The sequence below is a fragment of the Mycolicibacterium sp. XJ662 genome, assembly GCF_053484035.1.
Genome location: NZ_JBEFTL010000006.1, coordinates 195,403 through 212,815, shown reverse-complemented (window position 1 = coordinate 212,815; position 17,413 = coordinate 195,403). Strand labels below are relative to the sequence as shown.

Annotated in this window: 16 protein-coding genes and 1 pseudogene; 7 read left to right on the top strand and 10 right to left on the bottom strand. The window is 68.1% G+C overall.

Annotation, left to right across the window (positions count from 1 at the left end):
* Positions 1 to 79 precede the first annotated feature (79 nt).
* On the top strand, positions 80 to 1,324 hold the full coding sequence (locus ABQE93_RS18070) for a glycosyltransferase 87 family protein (protein ID WP_448409194.1): 1,245 nt from the start codon (positions 80 to 82) through the stop codon (positions 1,322 to 1,324).
* 61 nt (positions 1,325 to 1,385) lie between these two features.
* Here ABQE93_RS18070 and ABQE93_RS18065 read toward each other — a convergent pair whose 3' ends face one another.
* From ABQE93_RS18065 to ABQE93_RS18045, 5 genes are all read right to left on the bottom strand, one after another.
* Entirely contained in the window at positions 1,386 to 2,111 is a 726-nt protein-coding gene (locus ABQE93_RS18065) for a lysophospholipid acyltransferase family protein (RefSeq protein ID WP_448409196.1), read from the bottom strand.
* Positions 2,112 to 2,217: 106 nt separating this feature from the next.
* Positions 2,218 to 2,580 (bottom strand): hypothetical protein, encoded by a 363-nt coding sequence (locus ABQE93_RS18060; RefSeq protein WP_448409198.1) that lies wholly within the window; start codon positions 2,578 to 2,580, stop codon positions 2,218 to 2,220.
* The gene (locus tag ABQE93_RS18055) at positions 2,577 to 3,851 is read right to left on the bottom strand and encodes an ArsA family ATPase (RefSeq protein ID WP_448409440.1); all 1,275 of its coding nucleotides are present in this window, start codon (positions 3,849 to 3,851) and stop codon (positions 2,577 to 2,579) included. Before ABQE93_RS18055 ends, ABQE93_RS18060 begins: the two co-directional genes overlap by 4 nt.
* Before the next feature lies 1 nt (position 3,852).
* On the bottom strand, positions 3,853 to 4,290 hold the full coding sequence (locus tag ABQE93_RS18050; protein WP_448409200.1) for an SRPBCC family protein: 438 nt from the start codon (positions 4,288 to 4,290) through the stop codon (positions 3,853 to 3,855).
* Positions 4,291 to 4,359: 69 nt separating this feature from the next.
* Positions 4,360 to 4,749 (bottom strand): polyketide cyclase / dehydrase and lipid transport, encoded by a 390-nt coding sequence (locus ABQE93_RS18045; RefSeq protein WP_448409202.1) that lies wholly within the window; start codon positions 4,747 to 4,749, stop codon positions 4,360 to 4,362.
* A 93-nt stretch (positions 4,750 to 4,842) separates the two neighbouring features.
* Between ABQE93_RS18045 and ABQE93_RS18040 the strand changes: the two genes are divergently transcribed.
* A complete protein-coding gene (locus tag ABQE93_RS18040) occupies positions 4,843 to 6,645 on the top strand; it encodes an AMP-dependent synthetase/ligase (protein ID WP_448409203.1) in 1,803 nt (600 codons plus the stop codon).
* Here ABQE93_RS18040 and ABQE93_RS18035 read toward each other — a convergent pair.
* The 4 genes from ABQE93_RS18035 to ABQE93_RS18020 form a co-directional block, all read right to left on the bottom strand.
* Positions 6,642 to 7,778: a glycosyltransferase family 4 protein gene (locus ABQE93_RS18035; protein WP_448409205.1), complete on the bottom strand. Its 1,137-nt coding sequence runs from the start codon at positions 7,776 to 7,778 to the stop codon at positions 6,642 to 6,644. The two genes, ABQE93_RS18040 and ABQE93_RS18035, sit on opposite strands and share 4 nt — an antisense overlap.
* A gap of 4 nt (positions 7,779 to 7,782) precedes the next feature.
* Positions 7,783 to 8,616, bottom strand: a complete 834-nt coding sequence (locus ABQE93_RS18030; RefSeq protein ID WP_448409207.1) for a peptidase — start codon at positions 8,614 to 8,616, stop codon at positions 7,783 to 7,785.
* Positions 8,585 to 9,664, bottom strand: coding sequence for a peptidoglycan hydrolase RipC (gene ripC, locus ABQE93_RS18025; protein WP_448409209.1), 1,080 nt, complete (start codon positions 9,662 to 9,664; stop codon positions 8,585 to 8,587). The genes ABQE93_RS18030 and ripC overlap by 32 nt, the downstream gene beginning before the upstream one ends.
* 197 nt (positions 9,665 to 9,861) lie before the next feature.
* Positions 9,862 to 10,065 (bottom strand): hypothetical protein, encoded by a 204-nt coding sequence (locus tag ABQE93_RS18020; protein ID WP_448409210.1) that lies wholly within the window; start codon positions 10,063 to 10,065, stop codon positions 9,862 to 9,864.
* A gap of 104 nt (positions 10,066 to 10,169) precedes the next feature.
* Here ABQE93_RS18020 and ABQE93_RS18015 point away from each other — a divergent pair.
* Positions 10,170 to 11,969 (top strand): annotated as a pseudogene (locus ABQE93_RS18015) (DEDD exonuclease domain-containing protein); the annotation flags it as partial.
* Here the strand turns inward: ABQE93_RS18015 and trpD are convergent.
* Positions 11,907 to 12,980, bottom strand: coding sequence for an anthranilate phosphoribosyltransferase (gene trpD, locus ABQE93_RS18010; RefSeq protein WP_448409212.1), 1,074 nt, complete (start codon positions 12,978 to 12,980; stop codon positions 11,907 to 11,909). The pseudogene ABQE93_RS18015 and the gene trpD sit on opposite strands and share 63 nt — an antisense overlap.
* Before the next feature lie 68 nt (positions 12,981 to 13,048).
* Here trpD and ctaE point away from each other — a divergent pair, with 68 nt between their 5' ends.
* The 4 genes from ctaE to qcrB are packed head-to-tail and all read left to right on the top strand — an operon-like array spanning position 13,049 to position 17,399.
* A complete protein-coding gene (gene ctaE / locus ABQE93_RS18005) occupies positions 13,049 to 13,660 on the top strand; it encodes an aa3-type cytochrome oxidase subunit III (RefSeq protein WP_448409214.1) in 612 nt (203 codons plus the stop codon).
* A gap of 36 nt (positions 13,661 to 13,696) precedes the next feature.
* Complete coding sequence (gene qcrC, locus ABQE93_RS18000) at positions 13,697 to 14,503, top strand: cytochrome bc1 complex diheme cytochrome c subunit (protein ID WP_448409216.1); 807 nt, start codon at positions 13,697 to 13,699, stop codon at positions 14,501 to 14,503.
* Complete coding sequence (gene qcrA, locus ABQE93_RS17995) at positions 14,500 to 15,711, top strand: cytochrome bc1 complex Rieske iron-sulfur subunit (protein WP_448409217.1); 1,212 nt, start codon at positions 14,500 to 14,502, stop codon at positions 15,709 to 15,711. The genes qcrC and qcrA overlap by 4 nt, the downstream gene beginning before the upstream one ends.
* Positions 15,708 to 17,399 (top strand): cytochrome bc1 complex cytochrome b subunit, encoded by a 1,692-nt coding sequence (gene qcrB, locus ABQE93_RS17990; RefSeq protein WP_448409219.1) that lies wholly within the window; start codon positions 15,708 to 15,710, stop codon positions 17,397 to 17,399. The genes qcrA and qcrB overlap by 4 nt, the downstream gene beginning before the upstream one ends.
* Positions 17,400 to 17,413 lie beyond the last annotated feature (14 nt).

The window sequence follows — 17,413 nt, the reverse complement described above, 5'->3', positions numbered from 1 at the left end:
AAACTTACGCCGACGTGCACGTGACACGGCCGGGATACCGGCAGACGCGCCGATGCGCCCCGATAGTGTGGGGCGCAACATGAGGATCTGGGGCTGGCGGCTGTTTCAGCTGCTCACCGTGGCGGCGCTGGGCTGGGCGGGCTGGCGGCTGCTGGGCGGGATGCCCTACCGCATCGACGTCGACGTGTACCGGATGGGCGGTCAGGCCTGGCTCGACGGCCGCGCGTTGTACGCCGACGGCGCGATGTTCGCCACCCAGGGCGGGCTGGATCTGCCGTTCACCTATCCCCCGCTGGCCGCGATCGTGTTTTCTCCGCTGGCCGTGCTGTCGCTGGACCTGGCCGGTGTTGCGATCACCCTCACCACGCTGATCCTGCTGATCGTCGCGACCACGATCGTGTTGAGCGGGCTGAACGTGTGGCCGCAGAGTTCGGTGACCAACGAGCCGGCGTGGCTGCGCCGGGCCTGGTTGGCGGCCGCGCTGGTGGCGCCGGCGGTGGTCTATCTGGAGCCGATCCGGTCGAACTTCGACTTCGGCCAGATCAACGTGGTGCTGATGACGTTGGTCATCGCCGACTGTGTGCCCCGCAAGACCCCGTGGCCGCGCGGCATGCTGCTCGGCCTGGCCATCGCGCTCAAGCTCACCCCCGCGGTGTTTCTGCTGTACTTCCTGTTGCGCCGGGACACCCGGGCGTTGCTCGTCAGCGCCGCATCCGCGGTCGCCGCCACGCTGGTCGGTTTCGCGTTCGCCTGGCGCGACTCGCTCGAGTACTGGACCGAGACCGTGCGCAACACCGACCGCATCGGCACCGCGACGCTCAACACCAACCAGAACATCGCGGGCGCGCTGGCCCGGCTGGGGCTGGGCGAGGGCGTCCGGTTCGTGCTGTGGACGCTGGCGTGCTTTGCGGTGCTGGCACTTACGGTGTGGGCGGCGCGACGGGTACTCAAGGCCGAGCCGGTGCTGGCGTTGATCTGCGTGGCGATGTTCGGGCTGGTGGTCTCGCCCGTGTCGTGGTCGCACCACTGGGTGTGGGCGCTGCCGACCGTGTTGGTGGCCGCGGTGGTGGCCCATCGCCGGCGCCATGCCACGTTGGCGGTGCTCGCCGTGGCGGGTCTCGCGCTGATGGTGTGGACTCCGATTCCGCTGATGCCCGAACACCACGAGACCGCCGCACCGCTGTGGCGCCAACTGGTCGGCGGCTCCTATGTGTGGTGGGCGATCGCGGTGATCGCGGCTGCGGGCACGGTGTCGGCACGCTCGAAGACCGCCGATCCGGCCCCGACCAACCCGGCGAATCGGCCGGTGCCTGCGGTGAACTAGCCGCTTCAGCCGGCTCCAGCCGAATCGCCGGCTCAGCCGGCTTCAGCCCCGAATTGCCGGCTCAGCCGGCGGCTACCTCGGGCATCCGCGCCGACGGCTTGGTGGTGATGTCGGCCTTGCCGTCTTTGATGTCGGCGGCGTACAGGTCGACGTACTCCTGCCCGGACAGCCGCATCAGCTCGTACATCACCTCGTCGATCACCGCGCGTTCGATGAACCGGTTACCGGCCAGGCCCTCGAACCGGCTGAAATCCATCGGCTTGCCGAACTTGACCTCGACCCGGCCGAACCGCCACATCTTGGTGCCGGGCGGGTTGACGACGTCGGTGCCGATCATCGCGACCGGAATCACCGGAACACCGGTCTCAAGGGCCAGCCGCGCCAGACCGGTCTTGCCCTTGTAGAGCCGCCCGTCGGGCGACCGGGTGCCCTCGGGGTACATCCCGAGCAGCTTGCCCTCATCGAGGATGCGCGCGGCGGTCGTCAACGCGGCCTGCGCGCTGTCCGCGTCGGTCCGGTCGATCGGCACCTGCCCGGCCACCGTGTAGAACCACCGGGTGAACCATCCTTTGATGCCGGTTCCGGTGAAGTACTCGGCCTTGGCCAGAAAGGTGATCCGGCGGCTGACTACCAGCGGCAGATAGAAACTGTCGGCCACGGCGAGGTGGTTGCTCGCCAGGATGACCGGACCGGAATGCGGAACATGTTCGAGGCCTTGCACTTTGGGTCGACCCAGCAACGACAGCACGGGTCCCATGAAGATGTATTTGAACAGCCAATACCACATGGGCCCTCCCGGTGACCGAACACCGGCCGGTGTTCTGGGACAACTTTACCTACGCGTTGTGGATGCGACCACAGCGCCGGTGCGCTGACGTGGCCGTCACGTGTGCTCATTCTTCGACGATGACCGGAATGTGCTGATAGTGGCCGGGCTGTGTGCCGTTCGGATTTGTGCTGTCCGGTGGCGGCGGGCTCGGCGGCGGCTCACCCGGTCCTGCGCTGTTGTCGAGTACGGCGCGGACCACGGCCAGCAGCGCGACGCTGTGTTCGGCGATCACCGTCAGCAGCGGATGCTGCTCACCGGCGGCCAGCGCCGCCAGCGCACACACCGGACACCACACCTGCTGGCACTTGCCCGCACCGTCCCCCATTGCCCGCGCTGCGGCCAGTTTCACGGCGGGGTCGAGCCGGTCCAGGATGGTCTGAGCCAGCTGGCGCAGCTCCGGACCGAGCTCGGGATGTGCCCCACTCACTTCGGCCACACCTCCGGATTCGGTCGAAACCGCACTGTCAGTTCACACCCGCGCAGCTGCGCGTCCACCACGATGCACCGGCGCAACACGGACGCCAGCCGAACCCGGCGGCGTAGGCCGCCGGCACCGATGATCAAGTCGTCGTCGACCCGACCCAGCGTCAGGGCCGCAGAATCGACCTGTGGCAACTCTAGCCGCATTCGGTAGATCGCTTCGAGGCCCGAGCCCGATTCCCGATCCACGATCGGCCGCAGCGGTCCCGGTGGCGGCGCCCCGTCCCTGCGCCTGGCGTTGTCGAGGAGTTCGCCCAGCGCTTTGGCTCCGATCGGTTCACCGGCCAGGTGGGGCACCATGACCAGTTGCACATCACCGATCGTGGTGTCGAGTTCATCGAAGACGGCCTGCTGCTCGGCGATGCGTTCGGCGTACCAGTCGAACGCGGGATGGTCGGGCAGGTTGCGGTATTCGTAGGAATCGTCTTGCACCAGAAGTTGATTGACGATCAGCTCGTCGACCCGCACACCCATCAGCGCCAGCGAACCCAGCGTGCGCGCCGCCTCGGCGGCGACCACCCGCTCAGGCGTCATCACCAGGTGCGCGCTGACCCTCGACTCGTCGGTGAGCATCGCGCTCAGCTCATCGGTGCCTGCGGCGATGCGCTCGAGCACGCCGACCACCGCGGCCGTGCGCGCGTTGTCGGCCGCGCTGGCCAGTCGCCGGTGCCGCGGCCATGCCCGTTCCAGGTACATCCCGAACGTCGCGGGCAACGTGAGCATGCGCAGCGCATCGGCCGTCGACGCGCAGTCGACCACCACCCGGTCCCACTGCCCCGAGGCGGCCAACTCGCCGACCTCGTGCAGGCCGAGCACCTCCTGGACGCCGGGCAGAGCCGAGAGTTCTTCCGGGGCAATGTTTCCCAGATCGGAGTCGGGAAATCTGGCCGAGATCAGCGCGGCGACGTCGCGCCAACGCGTCTCCAGCAGGGCCAACGTGTCCAGCGCCAGCGCGTCCAGAAACCCGCCTGACCCGTCGGCGGTCCCGGTTTCCAGGTCGGCCAGCACCCGGGTCGGCTCCCGGCGCCCGGTCGGGGCGACCGTGGTGCCCAGCACGTCGCCGATCGAGTGCGCCTGGTCGGTCGAGATGAGAAGCACCCGAAGGCCCACACGTGCGTCGCGTACGGCGGTGGCGGTCGCCAACGTCGACTTGCCTACACCGCCCTTTCCGACGAACAGGCTGATACTGGCGGCAGCCGCTTCGGCGGGATCACTCAGCTCACTCAGCCTCGACTCGTTTCTTCAGGTCCTTCAACGCGGTGTCTGTCAAGCGCCGTTCAGCTTTGCGCTTCAGCAGCCCGATCATCGGGATGATCAGGTCGACCGCCAGTTCATAGGTGACGTCTGTCCCGGATCCCTTGGGGGCCAGCCGATACGCGCCGTTCAACGATCTGAGCAGCGAGCTCGACACCAGGCTCCACGTCACCGAAAGACGGTCCGGCGGCCACTCGTAGGACAACACCATCGTGTCTTTGAGAACGGCGGCGTCGAGCACCAGCCGGGCCGTCTTGGGGTTGCCCTGCTCGTCGGTCTCCAGGACCTCGGTTTCCTTGTACTCGGCGACCCAGTCCGGATAGGAACCGATGTCGGCGATGACGTCCATCACCGTCGAGGGGTCGGCATCGATGTAGATCGTCTGCGCCGTCTTGTCCGCCACTGCTTCTTTCCTGGTGAAATTTGTCGCTGGCCAAAAATTTACCCTCCCCGCCCGGGGATGGCCGAACTATCAGGCCAGGCGCGATACGCCCACCGGACGGGTGGCCTCGAGCCGCTGCTTGACCTCGAACGCCATGTTCTTACCCGCCACCCGGCGTTGATGGTTCATCTTGGCCAGGTTCATCTTGGCCAGCTGCCACGCCGCCACCCCCGACGGTTCGGCGTGCAGGAAATAGTGCAGGATGACGCCGTCGAGTGCGGGCTCAAGCCAGACCTCCATCGTGCCGGTGAGCGCCCCTGTCACGCTCCACCGGTGCCCCAGCTCACCGCGGTCCTCCACCACGGTGAGCCGCAGGTCGGGCCACCAGCGCCGCCAGCTCGCGGGATCGCCGACCGACCGTCCGACCTCGACCGGATCGGCGGCCACGAACGTCTGGTCTGCCACCTGGATGCTGTTCATGACCTCCCAGCTTCACATATGCACCCGGCTTGGCCGGCCGTGGCCGACTAGGCTGGATACGGCAGAGTTGCCGAACGTCGAAAGGCCAGGACCGTGCGTGAGTTCAACAGTCCCGCTTCGTTCACCGTAGACGAGCACGACAACGTCGTACAAAGTGTCTTCGACCACGAGCGCGACGATCCCGACCACGTCATCTTCCAACGCCTGATCGACGGTGTGTGGACCGATGTGACCTGCAAGCAGGCCGCCGAACAGATCCGTTCCACGGCATTGGGTTTGATCGCGCGCGGCGTGAACCCCGGCGACCGGGTCGCGTTGCTGGCGGCGACCCGCTACGAATGGCCCATCATCGACTTCGCGATCCAGGCCGTCGGCGCGGTGACCGTGCCGATCTATGAGACCAGCTCCGCCGAACAGGTGAAGTTCGTGCTGGGCAACTCCGACGCCGTGCTGGTCTTCGCCGAGACCGACGCGCACGCCGACAAGATCGACAACCTCGTCAACGAGCTTCCCGCGCTGCGTGAGGTGCTGCGCATCGAGGGGTCGGGTACTCCTGCGCTGGAGGCGCTGGCCGAGGCGGGCAAGTCGCTGGATGCCAGGCAACTGGAGGACCGGCTGGCCGGAATCAAGGTCACCGACCCCGCGACGCTGATCTACACCTCCGGCACGACGGGCACGCCGAAGGGCTGTCAACTCACCCACTCCAACCTGGTCTACGAGATCCGCGGCTGCAAGGAAAGCTTCCCGACGCTGCTGGACAAGGGCGAGAAGCTGCTGGTCTTCTTGCCGCTGGCCCACGTGTTGGCCCGTGCGGTCACGCTGGCCGCCTTCGCCAACAAGGTCACGCTCGGCTTCACCAGCGACATCAAGAACCTGGTTCCCACCTTCGCGGTGTTCAAGCCGACGCTGGTGGTCTCGGTGCCGCGGGTGTTCGAGAAGGTGTACAACACCGCCGAGCAGAACGCCGACAACGACGGTAAGGGCCGCATCTTCCAGATGGCCGCCAACACCGCCATCGACTACAGCAGGGCCCAGGACACGGGCGGGCCGGGCCTGCTGCTGCGGGCCAAGCACGCGGTGTTCGACCGGCTGGTCTACGGCAAGCTGCGGGCGGCGCTCGGCGGTGAATGCCGCGGCGCGATCTCCGGTGGCGCACCGCTGGGCGAGCGGCTCGGCCACTTCTACCGCGGTGTCGGGGTGACCATCTACGAGGGCTACGGCCTGACCGAGACCAGCGCCGCGGTCACGGTGAACCGGATCGACGACCTGCGGATCGGGTCGGTCGGAAAACTGTTGCCCGGCAACAGCATGCGCCTCAACGAGGACCAGGAGCTGCTGGTCCGGGGTGGCGTCGTGTTCGAGGGCTACTGGCGCAACGAGGAAGAGACCCAGAAGGTGTTCTCCGACGGCTGGTTCCACACCGGTGACCTCGGCGCGATCGACGACGACGGGTTCCTGACGATCATCGGCCGCAAAAAGGAGATCATCGTCACCGCCGGCGGCAAGAACGTCGCACCGGGGATCCTCGAGGACCAACTGCGCGCGCATCCGCTGATCAGCCAGGCCATGGCGGTCGGGGACGGAAAGCCGTTCGTCGGCGCGCTGATCACCATCGACCCCGAGGCCATCGAGGGTTGGAAGGAACGAAACAGCAAGGGCGCCAACGCCACGGTGGGTGACCTGACCGACGACCCCGATCTGATCGCCGAGGTCGATCTGGCCGTCAAGGAGGCCAACCAGGCGGTGTCGAAGGCCGAGGGAATCCGCAAGTTCCGCATCCTGCCGGTCGATTTCACCGAGGACACCGGCGAGTTGACGCCGACGATGAAGGTCAAACGCAAGGTGGTGGCCGAGAAGTTCGCCGCCGACATCGAGGCGATCTACCAGAGGGGTTAGAGCAACGCGGACAGCCGCGCGGCCTGGGTGCGCCACTGCCAGTTGTCCACCACCCAGCGCCGGCCGGCCGCGCCCATGCGGGCCGCCCGGTCGGGGTTCGCGAGCAGGTCGCTGACCGCTGCCGCGATGGCGCCGACGTCCCAGCCGTCGACCACCACTCCGGTTTCGCCGTCACGCACGGTTTCCGGTGCGCCGCCAGAACGCCCCGCCACCACCGGAATCCCCGTCGCCGAGGCCTCCAGATACACGATGCCCAGCCCCTCGACGTCCAGGCCCGCGCCGCGGGTACGGCACGGCATCGCGAACACGTCGGCCACCGCGTGGTGGGCGGGCAGTTCGTCACCGGGCACCGCGTCGGTGAAGAACACGTGCGACGCTACGCCGAAACTATGTGCCAACCGGCGCAGCGACGCCCGGTACGGACCGCCGCCGACGATGAGCAGCGCCGCGCCGTGGACGCGCTGGCGGATCGCGGGCAACGCCCGGATCAACATGTCCTGGCCCTTGCGCGGCACCAACCGCGATACGCACGCGACCACCGGGCGGTCCCCCAGCCGGTAACGTGCGCGCAGTTCGGCGCGCGCCACCTCATCGGGGGCGAACCGGTCGGTGTCCACGCCCGGCGGCAGGTGCTCGAGCGCGGCGTCGGGTCCGAACGCCGACGCGAACCGGCTTCTGGTGTAGTCGCTGACGTAGGTCACCACGTCGGTGCCGGATCCGATGCGGCGCAACGCCGTTCGGGCCAGTGGCAGCATCGACCAGCCGACCTCGTGGCCGTGGGTGCTGGCCAGCACCCGTGTTGCGCCGCTCTGGCGCGCCAACGGAGCCATCAGCGCCAGCGGCGCCGCCGCACCGAACCAGACCGTATCGGCCCGGTGGCGTTCGATGAGCCGGCGCATACGCATCATCACCGACGGTTCTGGAAGCATCAGGGTGCCCGGATGGCGCACCACGGTGTAACCGCTCGCCGCGGCTTGTTCGTCGAAGGCGTCGCTGTCCTTCCACTTCGGTGCGTAGACGGTCAGCGTGTGCTCACCGGTGGCGACCAGGTGGTGGACCAGCTCCTGCAGGTAGGACTGGATGCCGCCGCGGCGCGGCGGAAAGTCGTTGGTGACCAACAGGACCCGGCTCAACCCATCACATCCACTGCCGCCACTGCGCCATGATGGCGTCGGGCTCCTGGCCCAGCACCTCGTGCAGCGCTGTCGCGGTGTCGGGGTGGCCGTGCCCGCAGGCGCGCAGGTAGAGCTCCCGAAGTTTGCCGACCCCGTACTCGTCGGCCACAAACCGGCTGAACAGCCAGGCGCGGTCATAGGCCGCCGAGCGCTGCGGGCCTGCCAGATCGGCGTCGGTGGGCAACGTCGCGGCCACGCCGTCGGGACGCGGCGCGGCCGGGCGCGCCACGAAGTCGGCGACCCCTTCAGTGAGCCACTGCGGGGCGTCGGCGGCCGTCTCGGCGCGGACCGCGTAGTGAAACAGCTCATGTCGCAAGACAATTCGCAGCGCGGAGTCGCTCATCGTGTCGGCGGCTGGAGCGAACATGATCCGCTCGGCGGTGGTGGTGGCCGCGGTGTGGGGGCCGCCGCCGCCGATCACCGCGAACTGCTCGTCGGTGCCGGCGGCCACCACGACGATGTCGCGCGGCCAGTTCGGACCCCAGAACGCGGTGACCGCGGCCGCGGCGTCGTCCATCTCGGCGGCGATCCGCGACAACAGCCGCGTCGTCTGCTGCCCGCCCATGCCGACCAACTGCACGGTGCGGCCGTCGCGCAGAACCTGGCTGCTCGACGCCGTGGTGGGGGTGGTCACCGAGGCCGGTGTGGCCAACACGGGGCCCGACGGGGTGTCGAACCGGCCCACCAGCAGCAGCGCGCTGAGCAGTTCGGCAAGGAGTACGGCGAACAGGGTCTTTCGGCTTCTGGCGTGCACCGCCAGGCGGTCAGTAGCGGCGGACGTTGTAGATCGGCGCATTGTTCACCGGGGCGACTCGCACCGGCGTGCCGTACGTAGAGGCGTGCACCATCATTCCGTCACCGATGTAGATCGCCGAGTGCGACGCGTCGGAGTAGTAGTTGACCACGTCGCCGGGCTGCATCTGGTCCACCGACACCGCCTGACCGCCCCTGGCCAGCGCCTGGCTGGAGTGCGGCAGCGAGATACCGGCCTGCTGGAACGCCCACATCACCAGCCCGGAACAGTCAAAGGCGCTGGGTCCGGACCCGCCCCACGAGTACGGCGAGCCGATGCGGCTGAGTGCGGCCTGGATGACGGTCCCGGAATGCCCACCCGTCGGGGGTGCCAGATCACCGGGCGGGATGGCACCGGGCGCAGGCGGTGCGGCGATGATCGCGGGATCGCCGCCTGGCGGCAGCGGCGCGGGCACCGGAGGCGTCGGCGGCAGCGCGGCGAGCTCCTCGCGCTGGTGCGGGGTCAGGGCCTCGTACTGGGCCTTGACGACGGCGATCTGGACCTGCAGCTGACTCTGCTTGGCCTGCAGCTCGGCGCGCACCGCGGCGGCCTGTTCTGCGGCGGTCTTGGCGTCCGCGGCCGATTTCGCCGACGCCTGTGCGGCCAGCGCGGCCTTGGCTCCGGTCTCGCGGAAGTTCGTCATCTGGGCCGACATCTCGGCGGCCATCACCCGCTGCACCGACAACTGGTCGATGAGCCCCTGCGGTGAGGCGGCGGTCAGGATCGCGTCCATACCGTCGGTCCGGCCGCCCATGTATTCCGCTGCAGCAACCTTGTTGACCGCGGCTTGAAAGGTTGCCAACTGGGAGCGGGCCGCCTCGAGCGCCGCCGCGTCCTCGGCGTGCTTGGCCTCTGCCGCATGCTGCACTGCCAGCTTGTTATCCAGGTCCAGCTGCGCCGAATGCATTGCTTCAGTGGCCTGTTCGGCCTGCCGGGAAAGTTCGTGAAGCTTTGCCAGCGCATCCTCGGCGGGATCGGCCTGCACACTGCCGGCCAGCATGCCGATGAGAAGCGCCAGGCTCGCTATCACGCCTACTGCCGGTCTACGCATTCGCGAAAAGACACGCGCGGGCAACTGATTGCGATGGAGCCTCAAGATTTGCGTCCTTCAAACTTCCGAGACGAAGCCGCTACGAACTGCTCTTAGGTCTCAAACAGGTTACGAAACGGCAACGGGCTTGTCCAACGAAGACGCCAATTTAGCAGCTGCACCAAGTGCAATCGTTCGCCGCCTAGCCGCGTGTCCGCTCAAGCCACTCCCGGATCGCCGCGGCGACGGATCGGTACCAACCGAAGGCGCGGGGCCATCCCCGCGTCGGCAAGGACCTCCAGTGCGCGACGTTCGTCGTCGAGCAGGGTCTCGGGGGTGCCGAGCAAGACGCTCACCACGCAGTCCTCACATCCGGGGCCGCGTACCGCGCAGTCGTCGCAGTCGATCTTCACCGTGCCCATGAACACTCCTCTCGGTCGGTGTTGCGCTGACGGTATCGGCAGGTACCGACAACTCCGGCGGGTCGTAACCGGATGCTGTCGGTGCCCTTGCCTACCTTCAGCGCATGGGCCAGCTGAGCTTCGCCGATGTGGATCCGCTGGCCGACCTGTCGTTACGCGACACCACGTTCGTGGTCGTCGACCTGGAAACCACCGGTGGACGCGCCAACGGCGACGGGTACGACGCGATCACCGAGATCGGCGCCGTCAAGGTCCGCGGCGGCGAGGTGCTCGGTGAGCTGGCCACCCTGGTCGACCCTGGCCGCAGCATTCCGCCGCAGATCGTCGCGCTGACCGGGATCACCACGGCGATGGTGTGCGACGCCCCGAAGATCGACTCGGTGCTGCCCGCGTTCTTCGAGTTCGCCCGCGGTGCGGTGCTGGTCGCCCACAACGCGGGCTTCGACATCGGTTTTCTGCGTGCGGCCGCCGAACGCGCCGACATCACCTGGCCCAAACCGCCTGTGCTGTGCACGGTCAAGTTGGCGCGCCGGGTGCTGAGCCGTGACGAGGCGCCCAGCGTGCGACTTTCGGCGCTGGCGCGGCTGTTTCAGACGTCCACCACCCCGACCCACCGCGCGCTCGACGACGCCCGCGCCACCGTCGACGTTCTGCACGGGCTCATCGAGCGCGTCGGCAACCAGGGCGTGCACACCTACCCCGAGTTGCGCTCCTACCTGCCTGACGTCACCCCGGCGCAGCGGCGCAACCGTCACCTCGCCGCCGCGCTGCCGCACCGGCCCGGCGTCTACCTGTTCCGCGGTCCGGCGGCCGAAGTGCTCTACGTCGGCACCGCCGTCGATCTGCGTCGCCGCGTCGGCCAGTACTTCAACGGGGCCGACTCCCGCACCCGCATCAAAGAGATGGCGTCGCTGGCCGCCGCGGTGGACCACGTCGAATGCGCCCACGACCTCGAAGCCGGCGTGCGTGAACTTCGGCTGCTCGCCGCGCACGCACCGCCCTACAACCGACGGTCGAAGTTTCCGCACCGGTGGTGGTGGATTGTGCTCACCGACGAGGCGTTCCCCCGGTTCTCCGCGGTGCGCGCCCCCAAGCACGACCGCGCGGTGGGGCCGTTTCGCGCCCGCGCCGACGCCGTCAACACCGCGGCGCTGCTGGCCCGGTTCACCGGCGTGCGCACGTGCACCACGCGGCTGGGCCGCAGCGCGCTGCACGGTCAGGCCTGCCCCGAGCATGAAGTGTCGCCGTGTCCGGCCGCGCGGGGCGTCGACGCGACCGAGTACGGGGCGGCCGTGCAGCGCGCCGTCGACCTGATCGAGGGCCGCGACAGCCGCACCCTGGCCCAGATCGTCGCCCACATCGGCGATCTGGCCGCCCGCAACCGCTACGAGACGGCCGCCCGGCTGCGCGATTCCGCGGCCGCCGCCATCGGCGTGCTGTGGCGCGGTCAGCGGCTGCGCGCGCTGGCCGCCGTCGCCGAGATGGTGGCTGCCCGCCCCGACGGCGCGGGCGGGTGGCACCTGGCGGTGCTGCGCCACGGTCAGCTGGCCGCGGCGGGTACCGCGCCGCGCGGCGTGCCGCCGATGCCGGTGGTCGACGCGCTGTGCGCGGGTGCGCAGACCGTGATCGCCGCGCCTACCCCGCTGGGCGGCGCGCTGGTGGAGGAGGTGGGGCTGGTCGCGCGCTGGCTGGGCAGACCGGGGGTGCGCATCGTGCGGGCCGAACCCGGTTACTGCTCACCGGTCGGCGCGGCAGGACAGTGGGCCGGTTGGGCCGCCACGGCGCGGTCGGCACGGCTGGCCGCCGAACAGAACCTGGCGCCCAACGGGTTCGACGAGGACTCAGAGCTTCTGCGAGAACCCCACCCAACGCGCGAGCAGCTGTTCGGCCGCACCCGAGTCGATCGCCTCGGCGGCACGGGCGAGCCCGGACTCCCACGCCGGCACCCATTTGGCGTCGCTGGCTAGTCCGGCGTGGGCCACCATCGCCCCGGCGGCGTTGAGCACCACGGCATCTCGCACCGCGCCCTTGGCGCCTCCGAGCACCGCGCGCACCTCGGCGGCGTTGGTTTCCGCGTCACCGCCGACCAACTCGGACAGCTCGGCGCGCGCGAACCCGAACGCCGCCGGATCGAACGTCAGCCGCTCCACGGTGCCGGCCTGCACCCGCCAGATGGTGCTCGTCGTCGTGGTGGTCAGCTCGTCGAGGCCGTCGTCGCCGTGCACGACGAGCACGCTGGCACCCCTGGTGGCGAACACCCCGGCCATCACCTCGGCGAGGTCGGCCCACGCACAGCCGATCAGCCCCGCCCGCGGTGAGGCCGGATTGGTCAGCGGCCCAAGCAGGTTGAACACAGTCGGCACGCCGATCTCGCGGCGCACCACGCTGGCGTGCTTGTACGACGGATGGAACTGCGGCGCGAACGCGAACCCGATGCCGACCTCGGCGACGCTGCGGGCGACCTCGTCGGGTCCGAGGTCGATGCGCACCCCGAGCGCCTCGAGCGTGTCGGCTCCGCCGGACAACGATGAGGCCGCGCGGTTGCCGTGCTTGACCACCGGCACGCCCGCCGCGGCCACCACAATCGACGCCATGGTGGACAGGTTGACGGTGTTGGCGCCGTCGCCGCCGGTGCCCACCACGTCGACGGTGGCGGTGCCGATCACATCGGTGGGCACCCGACGCGCGTGGCTGAGCATGATGTCGGCCAGTTCGGTCACCTCAGCCGACGTCGGGCGCTTCATCCGCATCGACACGCCGAAGCCGGCGATCTGTGCGGGGGTGGCCGCGCCGGTCATGATCTGGTCCATCGCCCAACCGGCCTGACCCGGTGCGAGCGCTTGACCAGTGGTCAACCGGCCGAGGATCAGCGGCCACGTCGGGGCGTCGGGCGACTGCGCGCGGGAAGATGTCACCGCCAGATTATGCCCAATACGTCGACCCGGGTGGAGTTCGACAACTACAAAGCGTCATACTTGCTTCTGTGACGAGTGCTGTAGGTAGCTCCGGGACTGCAATCACGTCGCGAGTACATTCGCTGAACCGGCCGAACATGGTCAGTGTCGGCACCATTGTGTGGCTTTCCAGCGAGCTCATGTTCTTTGCTGGGCTGTTCGCAATGTACTTCACGGCACGCTCGCAGGCGGGCGGTGAATGGCCACCGCCGCCGACCGAGCTGAACCTGGTACAGGCGGTGCCGGTCACCTTGGTGCTGATCGCGTCGTCGTTCACATGTCAGATGGGCGTGTTCGCCGCCGAGCGCGGCGACGTGTTCGGGCTGCGCAGGTGGTACTTCGTCACGTTGCTGATGGGCACGTTCTTCGTGCTGGGCCAGGGGTATGAGTACATCCACCTCGTCCAGCACGGCACCACGATCTCCAGCAGTGCCTACGGCTCGGTCTTCTATCTGGCCACCGGCTTCCACGGGCTGCACGTGATCGGCGGTTTGATCGCCTTCATCTTCCTGCTCGCCCGCACCCGGATGAGCAAGTTCACCCCGGCGCAGGCCACCGCGGCGATCGTCGTGTCCTACTACTGGCACTTCGTCGACATCGTGTGGATCGCCTTGTTTGCGACCATCTACTTCGTACGATGATCGGCCCGGCCGATGTCCGATGAGAAAAGGGGTTCGATGACCGACAAGTCGCGCCGTCGGCTGCGCCGGCGCTTGTCCGGGGGCGTACTGCTGCTCCTCGGACTCGCCGTCGCCGGCGGGCTCGCCGCAACGCTCACGCCACAGCCTCAGGTGGCCGTCGCCGACGAGTCGCAGTCGGCCCTGCTGCGCACGGGCAAGCAGCTGTTCGACACCTCTTGTGTCACCTGCCATGGCGTCAACCTTCAGGGCGTGCCCGACCGCGGGCCCAGCCTGATCGGCGTCGGCGAAGCGTCGGTGTATTTCCAGGTGTCCACCGGCCGTATGCCCGCGATGCGCGGCGAGGCCCAGGCTCCGGAGAAGCCCCCGCTGTTCGACGAGGCGCAGACCGACGCGCTGGGCGCGTACGTGCAGGCCAACGGCGGCGGGCCGGTGGTCCCCCGCGACGAGAACGGCCAGGTCGCCCAGGAGTCGCTGATCGGCGACAACGTGGCGCGCGGCGGCACCCTGTTCCGGCTGAACTGCGCGTCATGCCACAACTTCACCGGCAAGGGCGGTGCGCTGTCGTCGGGTAAGTACGCCCCCGATCTGGGCGACGCCACCCCGGCGCAGATCTACACCGCGATGCAGACCGGTCCGCAGAACATGCCCAAGTTCTCCGACCGCCAGCTGACGCCTGAGGAGAAGCGTGACCTCGTCGCCTACGTGCGCGGATCGGCGGAGGAGCCCAGCTACGGCGGGTACGGGCTGGGCGGTTTCGGTCCGGCGCCGGAAGGCATGGCGGCCTGGATCATCGGCATGGTGGCCCTCATCGCTACGGCCCTCTGGATCGGAGCACGCACATGACCGACGCAGATAACATGCCCAAGGGCACCGACGCCCCCGGCCACGCCGGGGAGCCCGGCCAGCCCACCGACGCCGAGCTGGCGTCGATGTCACGCGAAGAGCTGGTCGCTCTCGGCGGCAAGCTCGACGGCGTCGAGACGGTTCTCAAAGAGGACCGCTGGCCCGTCAAGGACACCAAGGCCGAAAAGCGCTCTGAGCGCCTAGTCGCGTATTGGCTTATGCTGGGCGGCCTTTCGGGTCTGGCCCTGCTGTTGGTGTTCCTGTTCTGGCCGTGGGAGTGGGTACCTACCGGCGCCGAGGGCGAGTTCATGTTCACCCTCGCCACCCCGATGTACGGGCTGACGTTCGGCCTGTCCATCCTGGCCATCGGCGTCGGCGCGGTGCTGTACCAGAAAAAGTTCATCCCGCAGGAGATCTCGATCCAGGAGCGCCACGACGGCGCCTCCCCCGAACTGCACCGCAAGACCGTGGTGGCCAACCTCACCGATGCGCTCGAGGGCTCAACGGTCAAGCGGCGCAAGCTGATCGGCATATCCCTGGGCGTCGGGCTCGGCGCGTTCGGCCTCGGCACGCTGGTGGCGTTCGCCGGCGGGTTGATCAAGAACCCGTGGAAACCGGTGGTGCAGACCGCCGACGGGAAGAAAGCGGTGCTGTGGACGTCCGGTTGGACGCCGCGCTACCACGGCGAGACCATCTATCTGGCTCGCGCCGTCGGAGGTGACGGATTGGGGCCGTTCATCAAGATGCGGCCCGAGGACATCGACGCCGGCGGCATGGAGACCGTGTTCCCGTGGCGCGAATCCGACGGCGACGGCACCACCGTCGAGTCCGCGCACCACCTCGCCGAGATCTCGATGGGCGTGCGCAACCCCGTGATGCTGATCAGGATCAAGCCGCAGGACCTGCCCAAGGTCGTCAAGCGCAAGGGCCAGGAGAGCTTCAACTTCGGCGACCTGTTCGCCTACACCAAGGTCTGTTCGCACTTGGGTTGTCCCTCTTCGCTTTACGAACAGCAGACCTACCGCATCCTGTGCCCGTGTCACCAGTCGCAGTTCGACGCGCTGCACTTCGCGAAACCCATATTCGGTCCGGCCGCGCGGGCGTTGGCGCAGCTGCCCATCACCATCGACTCCGAGGGGTACCTCGTCGCCAACGGTGACTTCATCGAGCCCGTTGGTCCGGCCTTTTGGGAACGGAGGACAGAATGAGTCCGAGCTTGCCGAAACCGCCGAGTATGGCCGAAGTCGCGGCCGGACAAGGCGAGGCGATCGATTCGCGCTACCACCCGTCGGCTGCGGTACGACGTCAGCTGAACAAGGTGTTCCCCACCCACTGGTCGTTCCTGCTGGGCGAGATCGCGCTGTACAGCTTCATCATCCTGATCATCACCGGCGTGTACCTGACCCTGTTCTTCGACCCGTCGATGGCCGAGGTCACCTACAACGGCGTCTATCAACCGCTGCGCGGCGTCCAGATGTCGAAGGCCTACGAATCGACGCTCGACATCAGCTTCGAGGTCCGCGGCGGCTTGTTCGTCCGGCAGGTCCACCACTGGGCCGCACTGCTTTTCGCCGCGTCGATCATGGTTCACCTGGCCCGCATCTTCTTCACCGGCGCGTTCCGGCGCCCGCGTGAAGCCAACTGGGTGATCGGCTCGCTGCTGCTGATCCTGGCGATGTTCGAGGGTTACTTCGGTTACTCGCTGCCCGACGACCTGCTTTCGGGCATCGGTCTGCGGGCCGCGATGTCGTCGATCACCCTGGGCATGCCGGTCATCGGCACCTGGCTGCACTGGGCGCTGTTCGGCGGCGACTTCCCCTGCGGCGGTGTGGGTTACATGTGCTCGCAGGACGGTTTCTGGATCCCGCGCATGTACGCCCTGCACATCCTGCTGATCCCGGGCATCATGCTGGCGCTGATCGGGCTGCACCTGGCCCTGGTGTGGTTCCAGAAGCACACCCAGTTCCCCGGCCCCGGCCGCACCGAGACGAATGTTGTCGGGGTGCGGGTGATGCCGGTGTTCGCGGTGAAGTCCGGTGCGTTCTTCGCGATGACCACCGGCATCCTGGGTCTGATGGGCGGTTTGTTGACGATCAACCCGGTCTGGAATCTGGGGCCCTACAAGCCGTCCATGATCTCGGCGGGTAGCCAACCGGACTTCTACATGATGTGGACAGAAGGGTTGGCCCGTATCTGGCCGCCGTGGGAGTTCTACATCGGCAACTACACGATCCCGGCGTCGGTGTGGGTCGCGGTGATCATGGGGCTGGTGTTCGTCCTGCTGATCATCTACCCGTTCATCGAGAAAAGGCTCACCGGCGACGACGCGCACCACAACCTGTTGCAGCGGCCGCGTGACGTTCCGGTGCGTACCGCGCTCGGTGCGGCGGCGATCTCGCTGTACATGTTGTGGACGCTGTGTGCGATGAACGACATCATCGCGTTCAAGTTCCACATCTCGCTGAACGCGACGACGTGGATCGGCCGTATCGGCACGGTGGTGCTGCCGGCGATCGTCTACTACGTCACCTACCGGTGGGCGGTCGGTCTGCAGCGCAGCGACCGGGCGGTGCTCGAGCACGGCATCGAGACCGGCATCATCAAGCGGCTGCCGCACGGTGCCTACATCGAGTTGCACCAGCCGCTCGGCCCGGTCGACGAGCACGGTCACCCGATTCCGTTGGAGTACCAGGGCACCGCGGTGCCCAAGCGGATGAACAAGCTCGGCTCGGCCGGCGAGCCAGGCAGCGGCAGCTTCCTGTCCCCGGACCCGATATCCGAGCACGAAGCGCTGGCCGCGGCGGCACACGCCTCCGAACGCCGGGCGCTCACCGCGTTGCGCGAGCACCAGGAGGAGCTCGACGGCTCGCGCGACGGGCACAACGGGCACCACTGATCGGCTAGCCCTCC

Excerpts from the sequence above, each read along its gene's own strand:
- ABQE93_RS18070 (WP_448409194.1), top strand. The coding sequence starts at position 80 with ATGAGGATCTGGGGCTGGCGGCTGTTTCAGCTGCTCACCGTGGCGGCG.
- ABQE93_RS18065 (WP_448409196.1), bottom strand. The coding sequence starts at position 2,111 with ATGTGGTATTGGCTGTTCAAATACATCTTCATGGGACCCGTGCTGTCG.
- ABQE93_RS18045 (WP_448409202.1), bottom strand. The coding sequence starts at position 4,749 with ATGAACAGCATCCAGGTGGCAGACCAGACGTTCGTGGCCGCCGATCCG.
- ABQE93_RS18030 (WP_448409207.1), bottom strand. The coding sequence starts at position 8,616 with ATGCGCCGATCTACAACGTCCGCCGCTACTGACCGCCTGGCGGTGCAC.
- ripC (WP_448409209.1), bottom strand. The coding sequence starts at position 9,664 with ATGCGTAGACCGGCAGTAGGCGTGATAGCGAGCCTGGCGCTTCTCATC.
- ABQE93_RS18020 (WP_448409210.1), bottom strand. The coding sequence starts at position 10,065 with ATGGGCACGGTGAAGATCGACTGCGACGACTGCGCGGTACGCGGCCCC.
- qcrC (WP_448409216.1), top strand. The coding sequence starts at position 13,697 with ATGACCGACAAGTCGCGCCGTCGGCTGCGCCGGCGCTTGTCCGGGGGC.
- qcrA (WP_448409217.1), top strand. The coding sequence starts at position 14,500 with ATGACCGACGCAGATAACATGCCCAAGGGCACCGACGCCCCCGGCCAC.
- qcrB (WP_448409219.1), top strand. The coding sequence starts at position 15,708 with ATGAGTCCGAGCTTGCCGAAACCGCCGAGTATGGCCGAAGTCGCGGCC.